General features: G+C 51.5%; 11 protein-coding genes and 1 pseudogene. 5 read left to right on the top strand and 7 right to left on the bottom strand.

The window, feature by feature from the left end:
* Window positions 1-14: 14 nt before the first annotated feature.
* The 5 genes from METLU_RS0100170 to METLU_RS0100150 all read left to right on the top strand — a co-directional run bounded on the left by METLU_RS0100170 (window position 15) and on the right by METLU_RS0100150 (window position 8,384).
* Complete coding sequence (locus tag METLU_RS0100170) at window positions 15-779, top strand: SDR family oxidoreductase (RefSeq protein WP_036242574.1); 765 nt, start codon at window positions 15-17, stop codon at window positions 777-779.
* Between the two features lie 469 nt (window positions 780-1,248).
* Entirely contained in the window at window positions 1,249-2,415 is a 1,167-nt protein-coding gene (locus tag METLU_RS23975; RefSeq protein ID WP_051299689.1) for a helix-turn-helix transcriptional regulator, read from the top strand.
* 224 nt (window positions 2,416-2,639) lie between these two features.
* Window positions 2,640-3,827 (top strand): efflux RND transporter periplasmic adaptor subunit, encoded by a 1,188-nt coding sequence (locus METLU_RS23970; RefSeq protein ID WP_081678967.1) that lies wholly within the window; start codon window positions 2,640-2,642, stop codon window positions 3,825-3,827.
* Window positions 3,824-6,943 carry an efflux RND transporter permease subunit gene (locus METLU_RS0100155; RefSeq protein WP_027156477.1) on the top strand — a complete coding sequence of 1,040 codons (3,120 nt, stop codon included), beginning with the start codon at window positions 3,824-3,826 and terminating at the stop codon, window positions 6,941-6,943. Before METLU_RS23970 ends, METLU_RS0100155 begins: the two co-directional genes overlap by 4 nt.
* Window positions 6,936-8,384 carry a TolC family protein gene (locus METLU_RS0100150; RefSeq protein WP_036242571.1) on the top strand — a complete coding sequence of 483 codons (1,449 nt, stop codon included), beginning with the start codon at window positions 6,936-6,938 and terminating at the stop codon, window positions 8,382-8,384. Before METLU_RS0100155 ends, METLU_RS0100150 begins: the two co-directional genes overlap by 8 nt.
* 343 nt (window positions 8,385-8,727) lie before the next feature.
* Here the strand turns inward: METLU_RS0100150 and METLU_RS0100145 are convergent, their stop codons facing one another.
* The 7 genes and pseudogenes from METLU_RS0100145 to METLU_RS0100115 form a co-directional block, all read right to left on the bottom strand.
* Window positions 8,728-9,252: a GNAT family N-acetyltransferase gene (locus tag METLU_RS0100145; protein ID WP_027156475.1), complete on the bottom strand. Its 525-nt coding sequence runs from the start codon at window positions 9,250-9,252 to the stop codon at window positions 8,728-8,730.
* 54 nt (window positions 9,253-9,306) lie between these two features.
* Complete coding sequence (locus tag METLU_RS23965; RefSeq protein WP_036242640.1) at window positions 9,307-9,663, bottom strand: nucleotide triphosphate diphosphatase NUDT15; 357 nt, start codon at window positions 9,661-9,663, stop codon at window positions 9,307-9,309.
* A gap of 82 nt (window positions 9,664-9,745) precedes the next feature.
* Window positions 9,746-10,081 (bottom strand): annotated as a pseudogene (locus tag METLU_RS23960) (thioesterase family protein); the annotation flags it as partial.
* 50 nt (window positions 10,082-10,131) lie between these two features.
* On the bottom strand, window positions 10,132-11,292 hold the full coding sequence (locus tag METLU_RS23955) for an ISAs1 family transposase (RefSeq protein ID WP_036242567.1): 1,161 nt from the start codon (window positions 11,290-11,292) through the stop codon (window positions 10,132-10,134).
* A 138-nt stretch (window positions 11,293-11,430) separates the two neighbouring features.
* The gene (locus METLU_RS0100125) at window positions 11,431-11,982 is read right to left on the bottom strand and encodes a class IV adenylate cyclase (protein ID WP_027156474.1); all 552 of its coding nucleotides are present in this window, start codon (window positions 11,980-11,982) and stop codon (window positions 11,431-11,433) included.
* 67 nt (window positions 11,983-12,049) lie between these two features.
* Window positions 12,050-12,670, bottom strand: coding sequence for a LysE family translocator (locus METLU_RS0100120; RefSeq protein ID WP_027156473.1), 621 nt, complete (start codon window positions 12,668-12,670; stop codon window positions 12,050-12,052).
* Window positions 12,671-12,794: 124 nt separating this feature from the next.
* Complete coding sequence (locus METLU_RS0100115; RefSeq protein WP_027156472.1) at window positions 12,795-13,100, bottom strand: NIPSNAP family protein; 306 nt, start codon at window positions 13,098-13,100, stop codon at window positions 12,795-12,797.

The raw sequence follows: 13,100 nt of genomic DNA, 5'->3' as shown, positions 1-13,100 counted from the left end.
ACAGGAGTTCGATTATGAATTTGTCTTTTGAAAACAAAGTGGCGTTCGTAACCGGAGCCGCGAATGGCATCGGACGCGCGGCAGCGCTGGCGTTCGCCCGTGAGGGTGCCAGTGTGACGGTGGCCGACGTTTCGGAACAGGGCAACCAGGAAACAGCCCGCATGATCGAAGACATCGGTGGACGGGCACTCGCTGTCAACTGTGATGTCACGCGGGTCGATGACGTGAAGGAGGCGCTGAATCAGACTGTCGGGACGTTCGGGCGGCTGGATGCTGCCTTCAACAATGCAGGCGTGGAACAGAAGCAACTGGTCCCGCTCGCGGAGTTAGACGAAAATGAGTGGGACCGGATCATGGCCATCGACCTCCGCAGCGTCTTCCTGTGTATGAAATACGAGATCCCGCTGATGCTCAAGCACGGAGGCGGTGCGATCGTCAACACCTCCTCGGGTGCGGGGGTAATCGGCATCAAGGGCAACCCGGCGTACACCGCCGCGAAGCACGGCGTGATCGGTATCACGCGGGCGGCGGCCCTCGACTACGCGGCGGCGAATGTCCGCATCAATGCCGTCTGCCCCGGCTATATCGACACGCCGATGATGGCTCGCTTCACCGGCGGTACCGCCGAGGGGCGGGCACGGGTGATCTCGGAGGAGCCGATCGGGCGAATGGGCCAGCCCGAAGAGATCGCCAACGCCGTCCTATGGCTGTGTTCAGATGCGGCCGCCTTCGTCGTTGGTCACGCTCTGGTCATCGATGGCGGCCAAACAATAATGTGATGTTCGTCGGTAGCCGCGATTTCTGCTGCCGAATCAGGCGCTGTCCCTGGCTGGGGCGCATGTAGGCTTTCCGTTACATGCAGGTTGCTGATGGGGCCCCGATCGGTGAACTGGATCGTTGAACGACAGGTTATGGTGTTGCAGCTGCCATAGACTGAAATCGTTGAATGTCTCAAAATGGCACATTGCCGCCAGTGAACCGTTTTGGTATGCCCTCGTGCGCGTTCTATCGCGACATTTTAATTTGCGTTTATCAAGAGATTACACGGGTTCAGATTGACTGCTGCTGACAGCGACTTTGAAAAGTGACATGCGTCCAAGCCATCGAACTGCGGATGATCATACATGTCATCGGCTAGCCATTGTGGCAAATGCGCCATCAAGCAGTGGCCTGCGCCTGCCACTGCCGGCGGGGTGGAGAAAGATAATCTGCAACTGTAGTACTAAATAAAGCACACTAAATATAGTTATGGACGAAAACAAATATGACGATTTAATTGGAAAAATTTATGACGCTGCTGTTATGCCGGAGCTATGGCCAGTTTTTTTGGAGCAGCTGTCAGATGCTTTCCGAAGCAAGGGCACGGTACTTTATCTGGTTGATTTTGCCAGCCGCAGTGCCACTTGCCGTAGCGATGAAATTTCCTTTATTCAATCCGTCCGTACCGATCCTGAAACTGTCTTGTCGTACGACCGCTATTATTCCAAAGTCAACGTCTGGCTTGAAAACTCGCGGGATTTACCAGAAGGCAAACTTATCACAACTGATCGCTTGTTTCCTGTGCGGGAACTTATCAAGACCGAATGGTATAACGATTGGCTTAAACCGCAGGATTATTTTCATGCCATGATCGGTCATCTTCTAAAACAGGATACGCTAGCAGTACGTCTGTCTATTTTTAGAGCCAAGCGGCAACCGTTTTCTACGGATGAGACCATATTATTGGCCCGTTTAGTGCCGCATTTGCGGCGCTCTTGCATGATTCATAAAAAATTTTCCGAATTTCAAAGGGTGCTTGCTACGAATACCGACCTCTTGAACCGCTTGCCAGTCGGGCTGGTCTTGTTCGATAAATGCGGCCAAGCCGTATTTGTTAATCACATGGCGGAAACTCTAAGCCGTTCTTCCGACGGTTTTTGTCTCAATGCCGCAGGTCGCTGCCTGACGGGTAACGCCAACCAAACTCGCGCCTTGCGCAGATTGATCGGCAATGCCTCAGAGCTGGGGCAAGGCAATGCGATGAGTTTGCATCGATACGCCTCAAACCGTCCGCGTCCGTTATCGGCAATAGCCGTGCCGCTGCAAAGCCGGCCGTTACCTTTTGCCGGATCGGAGCCATCTGTTGCGTTATTTATCTGCGACCCGGAGATACCATTCGATTTAGATGGCAATTTGTTGTCGCAATGCTACGGCCTTTCTCCTGTCGAGGCCAAACTTGCTACCGCTTTGCTGCGTGGACAAACACCAAGCGATTATGCAAAAACGCGAGGCATCAGCAACAATACGGTAAAAACTCAGCTAAAGCAGGTGCTGGCAAAAACGGGAACACATCGCCAGTCTGAACTCATCCAATTGCTGATGACAGGTTTCGGCATGCTTGCATCTCCAGGCGAGGCTGCCTTAACAAAAGATTGATCCTTTCTTGTTTATACTCCCGCAAATTTGTTCTCGTTGGGAAAACGGCATTCCCAAATTTACCGCAATAATTTTTCCTTTTTCACCCGAACGGGTGACGCGCTGTTAAACCGCTTAGTTTAATTTGTTTTACACCTAGGGCATTACTGCCGGCTCAATCTGTCATGGATGCCCGCAGAGAGTGCCCAATGATCAAACGTGTAGCTAATTAAATTGGAGTGTAGATGAATTTCCACAATTCCCGCTGTTATTTAGTAGACAGCGGACAATTACCGTTTCCCGCTAGACTTACTTTTATCATCGCATTGATTTCATCGTTGCTTTGGACATTAGCTGGATGTACGCATCAAGATCAAAACCAACGATATCTTCGCCCCGTCAATGTTGTCCGAGTAATACGTCAAGAAACGCAGAACGACAGACCGTTTCCTGGCGAGGTGCAAGCGCGTTTTGAAACGACTTTAGCATTCCGCGTGGCTGGAAAACTGATAGAGCGCTCGGTCGACATTGGCGATCGAGTAAACAAAGGCCAGATGTTAGCAAGGCTTGATCCCAGCGATTACCGGTTGGCTCTACAAAACATCAAAGCTCAACTTATAGCCGCTAAAGTCGACCGCGACTACATTAAAGACGACTTAAACAGATACCGGGAATTGTTTGATCAAAATGTCATTAGCCAGCCTGAATTAGATCGTCACCAAACGCTCTACATTACCGCACAGCAAAAGGTTGTGGCTCTCGAAGCCCAACTCGGGCAGACAAGCAACCAATTGGCTTACACTGATTTGCTGGCCGACCGCGACGGCGTGGTGACGGTGCTGGAGGCTGAGGCGGGGCAAGTAGTCGCCTCTGGTCAGCCCGTTATCAGGCTAGCCCAATCCAATGAGAAGGAAATTCATATCGACATCCCCGAACATCGCGTTTCCGGAATCAATCTCTATCAGGAAGTCACTGTGACACTGTGGGCCGACGGCGACAAGCGAATTAAAGGCCATATTCGAGAGCTCGCAGCAGCAGCCGACCCAATCAGCCGAACCTATCGTGCCAAAGTGACTCTTCTGGAACGCCAGGATAACACGCGGCTCGGCATGACGGCGACGGTTTGGATACCTTCAAGTGCATCTGCCAACCTCACGGTTCCGCTCTCGGCCGTCTTTACGCCCCAGGATCAGCCCGGGCAAACTTGTGTCTGGCTGGTTGACGAACTCACCTCCACCGTTAAATCAGCACCGATACGTATTGGCGCCGCATTACCCGGCGAACAGATCGTCATCACTGGACTGACTGCTGGGCAACTGGTCGTGAGTGCCGGCGTGAATCGTTTGATCGAAGGTCAAACAGTGCGTTTGCCGGAAAAGTTTAAACCGGACATGGACCGCTACACTGATGCAGGCCAGGAGTATCTTCAATGAACGATTTCAACTTAAGCGCATGGACGCTGGAACATCGCGCTTTCACCGGTTTCATCATGGTGCTGTTGCTGTTGGGCGGGATTTTCGCCTATTTCCGCCTCGGTCAACGGGAAGATCCGGAGTTTACATTTCGGGTAATGGTCGTCAAAACCCTATACCCTGGCGCTACAGCGCTGGAAGTCGAACAGCAACTAACCGATCGCCTGGAAAAGAAAATTCAGGAATTGCCAAACCTGGACATTTTGCGCAGCTACTCGAAACCGGGCGAGTCGGTTATTTTCGTGACTCCACGAGAAGACACGCCGCCGAAGGAAATCCCTTCTCTTTGGTATCAGGTGCGCAAAAAGGTCGACGACATCAGAATGACGCTGCCGCCCGGCAGCATCGGGCCATTTTTCAATGACGAATTCGGCGATACTTATAGCCTGATCTATGCCTTTTCGGGAAAAGGCTTTAGTTACGCTGAGCTGAAAAAAATGGCCGACTCAGTACGCCAACAACTCCTGCGCGTCAAGAATGTCGAAAAAATTGATCAACTTGGCGTCCAGGACGAGAAAATTTATATCGAATTCTCCGACAAAAAATTGGCTGAACTGGGACTGGATGCCAATCTGATCGCTGAAGTATTGCAAGCGCAAAACAGCATGACATCGTCGGGCGCTGTGTACTCAGCCGATAGAACCTTACCTATCCATATCACCGGCCAATTCGATTCTGTGGAGAACGTTAGCAACCTGCCGTTGTATATTAATGGGCGTACCTTGCGCGTCGGCGATTTTGCAGAAGTTAAGCGCGGATACATTGACCCGCCGGAACTCAAAATGCGCTTCAACGGCAAGGAAGCCATCGGCCTCGGCATCACCATGAACAAACGAGGTGATGTCTTGGAGCTGGGCAAAGCGCTGGAAGCCGCCATGATCCGAATCGAGGGCGAGCTCCCGGTGGGAGTAGATGTCGATCGAGTCGCAAATCAACCGCGCGTAGTCAAAACAGCCAATGGCGAATTCTTGAGCACCTTCTTCGAAGCATTGGCGGCAGTGCTGCTCGTCAGCTTTGCGAGCCTCGGCTTTCGCACCGGCTCCGTGGTCGCGCTCACGGTGCCATTGGTATTGGCAGGAACGCTGCTGAGCATGCTGCTGTTTGGCATGGAAATCCACCGCATTTCATTAGGCGCTTTGATTCTGGCGCTCGGCTTATTAGTGGACGACGCCATGATTGCTATCGAAATGATGGCACGCAAGCTGGAAGAAGGCTGGGACAGAATCAATGCGGCAACTTATGCTTATAGCGCCACAGCCTTCCCCATGTTGACCGGCACCTTGATCACCATCGTTGGCTTCCTGCCGGTAGGTTTGGCCGAATCGCAAGCTGGTGAATACACGGTTTCAATATTTCAGGTAATGGGCATTTCGTTATTGCTTTCGTGGGTCGGTGCGGTCGTTTTTACGCCCTATCTGGGTTTTCTGTTGCTCAAGGTTCAGCCCAATAGCGCACACGAGCACGATTTGTTCGATACACCTTTTTACAAGCGTTTGCGGCATTGGGTAACGTGGTGCATGGAGCATCGTAAAAGAGTCATCGTCGCAACGGGCGTTCTTTTCTCTATTGGCTTAGTAACGCTGACTCAAGTTCCAGAACAATTTTTCCCGCTGTCGAATCGACCGGAAGTCATTGTCGACCTGTGGCTGCCTGAAGGCAGTTCTTTTGCGCAAAGCGAAGCTGCCGCCAAGCATATGGAATCGATTTTGAGCAAAGATGAAGACGTGGTGAATTACACCGCCTATATCGGCGGTGGTAGTCCCCGATTCTTCTTACTCATCGTACAACAGCTAGCCAATACCAATCTCTCAGAATTTGTGGTGATGACACGGGACAATGCTGCCCGCGAGCGGGTTATGCAGCGCATTCGACAGGCTTTCGCAACGGATTTTCCGGAAGTGCGCGGGCGTGTCATGCGCCTTAATGTCGGCCCGCCCATGGATTATCCGTTGGTGTTTCGAGTGTTTGGCGAAGATCCCATGATCGTTCGCAATATTGCCGACCGAGTATCCGAGATCATGCGTGCCAATCCTAATACCTTGGATGTGAACGACGACTGGCATGATCGGATTCCGTCGCTACGCTTGGCACTTGATCAAGACAAGGCTCGTGCACTTGGCATCTCTACTTCAAGCTTGTCGAAAATCTTGCACGCTCACTACACGGGAATTCCTATAGGGCAGTTTCGGGAAGACGACAAGCTCATCGATATCGTCTGGCGGGCGCAAGACAACTTACGTACTACTGCAGACCGGTTACCCGACGTAACAGTGCGAACCGACAGTGGCCAGTCGGAGCAGCTATCTCAGTTCGTCAAGTTCGAAACCGTATTCGAAGACGGCGTGCGCTGGCGCCGCAACCGTTTCCCGGCAATTTCAGTGCGTGCCGACGTGGTCGACGGCGCAATGGCCCCCGACGTGGCGGCTGAGATCAGCCCAGAACTCAAACCTATCCAGGATCAATTACCTGTCGGCTATTTCATCGAAACTGGCGGTTCCAAAGAAGATGCCTGGATCGCCCAGAAGTCTATTCTAATTTGGATTCCGCTGGTTCTGGTCATTATGCTGATCCTGCTCATGATGCAATTGCAAAATCTATCCCGTACCTTTCTAGTGTTTGTCACCGCACCTTTAGGGGTAATCGGCGCAGCGTTCGCCCTGCTGCTGTTCAGGGCGCCTTTCGGCTTCGTGGCTCTACTGGGCATTATTGCCCTATCCGGCATGATCATGCGCAATTCCGTGATTCTGGTGGATCAGATCGAGCAAAATCAAAAAGCCGGATTGGATACTTGGAGCGCCATCGTCGAATCGACGGTACGACGCTTTCGGCCCATTTTGCTGACTGCGATGGCGGCTATTCTGGCCATGATTCCGTTATCACGCAACGATTTTTTTGGGCCACAGGCTATCGTCATTATGGGTGGACTCATCATCGCTACTGTGCTGACGGTTTTTTTTCTGCCTGCGCTCTACGCGGCTTGGTTCAGGGTCAAACGTGCGCCGTTAACAATTGCCCAATCAATAATCATGCAAACCGCTAATGTAGCCGTGCCTGTGACGGAGCTTACCGATGAATAAGCAGCATTGGCTAGTGGTATCAATTCTGGTGATGATGCTTGATTTGAGTGCTTGCACCCCGACCCGTGTCAACAGGCAAGTGGACTTGGTAGCGTCGCCCAAGGATTGGCGTCATGCCCCGGGTATTCGAACAGTTTCTGATCCGGATGACCTTAAAGCATGGTGGAAAGGATTCCATGATCCGCTGCTGAACGGCCTGATCGGCCAAGCATTGGTCAACAATCACGATCTCAGGATCGCCATTGCGCACGTCCGGGAAGCTAAAGCCATGACCACCGTTGCCGAATCGATGCTCTATCCCAGCATTGATCTGTTCGTGTCAGGTGGCAGGGAGAAAAAGATCGACCGGGTCATAGGCGTGCCGAACAATCAAGGTATCGGATTATTCATCCCCGCTGCCGATATGATTACCGGCGGACTGGCAGCACGCTGGGAAGTCGACCTGTTCGGTGCTAGGCGCTTGGAAGCTGAAGCCGCCACCGCTCAGGCCGAGGGCGCCGAAGAAGCGCTGCATGCCACCCAAGTGGGTTTGCTGGCTCAAGTGGCGACGAATTATTTGGAACTGCGTGGTGTGCAGGCACGTACCGGCATTCTGCGGGAAAATATCAAGATTCAACAGGAACGCCTGAGAACATTACAGGCGTTCAATCGCACCGGCTTGATCAACCAATTGGATATCGCTCGCCAGGAAACTCTGCTGCATACTACCGAAGGTGCTCTTCCTGCTCTTACCAGTACGGCGGTAAACCTGATGCATCGTCTTGCCATCTTGATGGGGGAATCGCCGGAAAAAATGGAAAATCAATTGGCTAGTGCGGATCCATTCCCTGCAAACTCGCCGACCATCCCTCGACTTCTGCCTTCTGGACTGCTGGAACAACGGCCGGATCTGCGCTTGGCGCAAACTGAAGTCAGCGCGATGGCGGCCAGCCTCGGTGCGGCGAGAGCCGATCTGTTCCCCAAGGTAGTGCTGTCGGCTAGCGGTGGTTTCGGTGCATTGGCTGTGGGTGGCTTTCCAAGCCTTGCTGAGAGTGTTTATACGCTCGGTTCGGGACTTACTGTGCCGATATTCAATGCCGGACGCATCCGGGCTCGTATAATCGCTGCCGATGCCAGACTGGAACAGGTTGCGGCGAAGTACGAGAAGACTTTCCTCCTCGCCCTGGAAGACGTGGAAAACGCTTATGTCGCATATGCCGCATCGGTAGAGCAAAGAGATCGACTCTTGCAGGCCGAAACGGCAGCAGAGCAGACTTATCGGTTTGCCAATGCTTTATACCATCGTGGAGCGAGCGATTATTTGTCGGTGTTGGATGCTGAACGCGGCAAACTTGCCACCGCTGATGAGCGTGTCAAGGCCGAAACCGCGGTGCGTGTGGCACTAGTCTCCATCTATCGGGCCTTTGGCGGCGGATGGAAAGCCGGAGTTACTCTCCAATAACCCAAATTACTTTGCAGATTCTTTCGATTCTTAATCCAAATAAATGGAGGTTATATTTTTTATGATTCCATATCAGATCCATTTCGAAGACACGAAGGCATACGGATCTAATCATTATGTGATTAATCGGATTAGCGGGGGCATTTGAACAGAAACTTACAGTTTTACCCTTGCAGACTCACTTCAATCCGTAAAATCTTGTTCATTTCTTCAGTCATTTTCTGTAGTGGGCTTTATCACGGAAAATGACTCTCCGGAATTAAATTTAAAAATTAAAGATCAACTTCTGAATGAAGAACAAGGAAATATAGGTTTAGTGCGGAAAACTTAGTCTATTGCGCTATTAGTATGCCTGACAGCCTGATATTACTTTGACCATTTTGACCAATTCAAAGGTCTCTCCATTCGACAAATTTTGCTTGAATCGCTCAATTTCAGAGAAACCACACTTTTGGTAAAAGGGTTCTCCCGAAAGCGTGGCCGTCAGATATAAAATTTCAATCCCTTTATGCGAACATTCATTTTCGCATGCTGTAAAGAGCTGTGTGGCCACACCTTTTCGAGCAAAATCAGGATGCACAAAAAAGCTCCTGAGTTCAGCTTTTTGAGGCTCAGAGACATCAATCGCCCAACCACCACAACCGATGATTCTCTTTTCGTGCTTAGCCACAAGGAAATTGCCAGAGATAATCAGTTCTTCTATGCCGCACACTAACTCCAACGCTGTTTCAATTTCTGACTGTTTATAGTATTGCGCCTGAAGTATTCGGGCAGATTTGGAAATGAGTGCCTGGAAATGGGCGAAGTCTTGGAAACTGGCTTGACAGATGTTTGGATTCATAATTTTGACCGTTTCTATTGCTGACATTTATTGCCTGGGATCAAGAGTTATCCGGCAAAGTGAAGTCTTGGCGGCACGCTGCTACAGCGGTTCGGGTAGATTGGACCAATCGAACCATTCCCAGCCTTCACACTTTTCCGGCTCTTTCGTCTCGACCACTCCTGATTCCCATTTCGCCAACACGAAGACAGTCACATAGTGCTTCTGCTCGGCTTCAAATACATTGTTTGTGAATAGGCCATACTGAAGGTCACGGATTCTGATACCGACCTCTTCCAGCACTTCACGTTCAGCACAATTCTCGATCGACTCCCCATACTCAAGATGACCACCGGGCGCAGACCACGTTCCGGCGCCGTGCGATCCTTTTCGTTTTTCAAGTAATACGCGTCCATTCTTAATGATGAGCACTCCAACTCCGACTCTAGGTGTGAACATGGCTTGATATTCCCTTAATGGTGACTAATGTGAGGCTAACTGAGCTGAGTGGCTTTTCGGGCCATAGGATTATATGCTACGTTCATGTAGAGAGACCTGAAAGGGTTTGTTCGAAGTGCGCAAGGTTGACTGGTGCACGGGAATGTGTACCTTTCCCAATTAGATTTTTGCCATCGTGTGCCAGCACTTCGAACTCAATTAGCTTGTGCGTGACTTTGGTAACTCTAGCATATGCGGTGACGGTGCAGCCAACTGGCGTAGGCGCCAAGTGACGTATATTGACGTCGACGCCAACAGAGACCCAGCCGGCCGACAGGTAAGGCTGGACGGCGTTACTTGCCGCGATTTCCATCAAGTGGATCATGCAGGGAGTCGCATAGACCTCCGACATGTTTGAATGGAAGTGGCGCACGGTTAGCTCCTTGGTTACTACTGTAGTTGCCTCTGCTTCGGCCCCGACAGCAGGGGTTACGCATTAAAACCATTTTCTGCTGACACTGGCTTTTTTGCGCCTCCGAAGAGTAGATGAGCCATATAGTCATTGTTCCATCCTGCGTTTTGGCGTCGTCCGCGTAGACTGAATTTGTTGCTCTTATCTTGCCTGACGCTATTGAGCGCCATCTTGCGGAGCAGCGCAAAGGATCGCGTTGCCACTTTATCACGACTACGCGCATCGTCTTCCCGGAAAGTGACATCCAACACCCAATGCAAGCTATTTTCAATCGCCCAGTGGCGGCGCACGGCTTGAACCAAGACCTCTGGCGCATCATCGCAACTGGTCAGGTAATAGCGTATCTCTGCCTGGACTTCATGGCTATGCGCGACGCTGCGGATGGTCTCTATCGCCAGGACATTGCGAATCCCGGGCCAATCCCGTAACGCGTCCAGTTCACTCGCCTCAGGACAAACCCAGGCCCGCCGCCGGACCAGACGGCCATGGGTTTCATCAAACGCGTCATAGAAGGGCTTGAGAGGGGCTGACCTACTTAAGCAAGCGGCTTCACAGTAATTCACCACCGCCTTATGCCGGTTTCCCTGATTCCCTTTGAGCGCCAGGATATAGTCGGCTTGCTGATCCAAAATCTTCTGGGCAATGGCACGCTGGCAACCCATGGCGTCCAGGGTGACGATGTTGCCGGCCAGGGACAGGCTGTCCAGCAGTTCCGGTACGGCGGTAATTTCGTTGGATTTTCCGTCCACCGCCAGTTGCCCGAGGCTTAAACCTTGCTCGGTGGCAAAGGCGCTGACGATATGCAGCGGTCCCTGCTGGGTACCTTTGTTAAAAGAGCGGCGCACGGTTTTGCCATCGATCGCGATGACTTCCCGATCCAAAGCCTCCGCATAGCCGGTGACCCATCGGTAAAAACACTGTTCGAAGTTGTTGGGGTTAATGAGGGTGAACACCCGGCGAAAGGTATCATGCGATGGCACACCATCGCTCAAATCCAGGAAGGTCGCGAGCCAAGCCTGCTTCATGGCGCCGTAATTGGCAATATCTGTCCAGGTTTCTGCACCGGCAATGACGGCGCTGACTGCAATGACCAGGATATCAAGTAGTTTATGCTGAACACGCCCCGGGCGGCGTGGATCGGATAACTCCGAAAAAGACTCCACAATCCCATCCACCATGACTTGCCTCCACTGTTTTAAAAAGTGGAAGATTATCGCTTAGAGTCGGAACGATTTTAATGCGTAACCCCTGGCCCCGACAGTTATTTTGATAGCGGAATTCATGATTGTCTCTTTAATAGTATTTAGCGCTTCAACTCACCTGCCGGCAGAGGTCGGTGAAAGGATCGGTTTATTGGGCAATTTTGCCAGTAGGTCCACATAGGCCTCTTCTACCAGCTGATGCGGGGATATACCTAGCTTTTCCAGCAATTCATGAGCCACTGATACACCGGCTTCGTTAGGTTCGCCTTCAGCCAGGACGACTTCCAGTTCCAGAAAGTCTCCCAATTCGTCCACTTTATCCAAATGGATTCGCGTTCGTCCTGCCAAGAATAAGGTGCGGTGTTTGCGCACACGTCCAATTTCGCCATAGGCCAGCGACAACAGCTGACGGATTGTATCAGGGGAAGAGGTCGGCGAGATGACATAGAAAGATTCCTTGGGACCTGCACTGTCTGGGCGCTGATAGAAAATCAGCTGTCCATCATGTTCAGAGAAAGCGCGAAGTTTCAATCTGCCGTTGGGACAAGCAAAAAACGTATCGTCCTGGTCTATTTCAATGGGCCCTTCATCGGCGATTTCCGCTGCCACCGGCAGCAGTGATTCGACACTTTCAATTCGAGCTTTGATTTCAATATTTCTAGCCATAAGAATGAGATGTTTAATGCCGACTTCAACGGCCTAATCTAGTGGAATAATGGGATGGAATCTAACTTCATCGGTTATTTGCCGCCAGTTTTACGCCAAAGCCAATGAGCGCTACGCCCGCAAGCCGAGTCGCGATTTTACGCACCGAGGGCAATGGCGACAGCTTGCGAACCAATGCGTTGCCAACGAGCACGAGGCCTGCCTGATACAAAAAGCTGATGAGCGTAACATGCGCCATCAGGACACCAAGCGTAATAGACGATGCATCCGCACGCAGAAACGGCGGGAAGAAGGCCATGAAGAACAGAATAACCTTGGGATTGGTGAGGCCGACCAGGAAGGCCTGCTGAAAATAGCGCCAGCCGCTCTTTTTCTGTACGGGCGTGCTCGCTACGTTGGCAACAGGCGACCTAAGCAACTGAATGCCCAGCCAACCCAAGTAAGCAGCGCCAAACCCTTGCAGTGCCTCGAACACAAGCGGGTGCGCATGCATCACAGCGGCCAGTCCGAGAATCGCTCCACTCATGTATATGAAATCACCGAGCAAGGTACCCATAACGGCACCGAATCCTGCTCCGATACCGTGACGTGCCGTGGCTGTGAGAATCGCCAGTGTGCCTGGTCCAGGAATCAGCTGAAAAATAAAAATTGCTGCGATAAAGCTCGCATAGTTCTGGATATCAAACATGATTCAGTCTCCCTAGTGATGTCAAACGTTGGTTCTTCGATGAACTAATGGATGAAGTACGTCGTGATGCCGAACGGATGTGTAAGGCGATGCGAACGGTCAGATTGGTGCATAGCGTCTGAGCTCATCCAAAAACAGGACGGAAGAAGCTACGGTCATAACTCAGGATACAACGTGTCTGTTCGGCGTATTCGAACGCAGCTTGGCACGCTGGGTCCTGGAGCGATTGGGCTCGGTATTCCTCATAGAGTGCAAAACTCGGAAAGGTAAACAGAGCCAGCGCAACATTGTTCGCACCCTCCGAAGGCATAAAATAGCCATGGTGTTTTCCGCCGAACTTTTCCACGAGAGGAATCCACAGCTTTCCGTAATGCTCAAACTCTTTAAGCTTGTAGGGGTCAATGATGTAACGCAGATAGCAAGTGATCAT

Origin of the sequence: Methylobacter luteus IMV-B-3098 (assembly GCF_000427625.1) — a bacterium.
Classification (GTDB): domain Bacteria; phylum Pseudomonadota; class Gammaproteobacteria; order Methylococcales; family Methylomonadaceae; genus Methylobacter; species Methylobacter luteus.
This window is presented reverse-complemented; position numbering and strand designations above follow the sequence as displayed.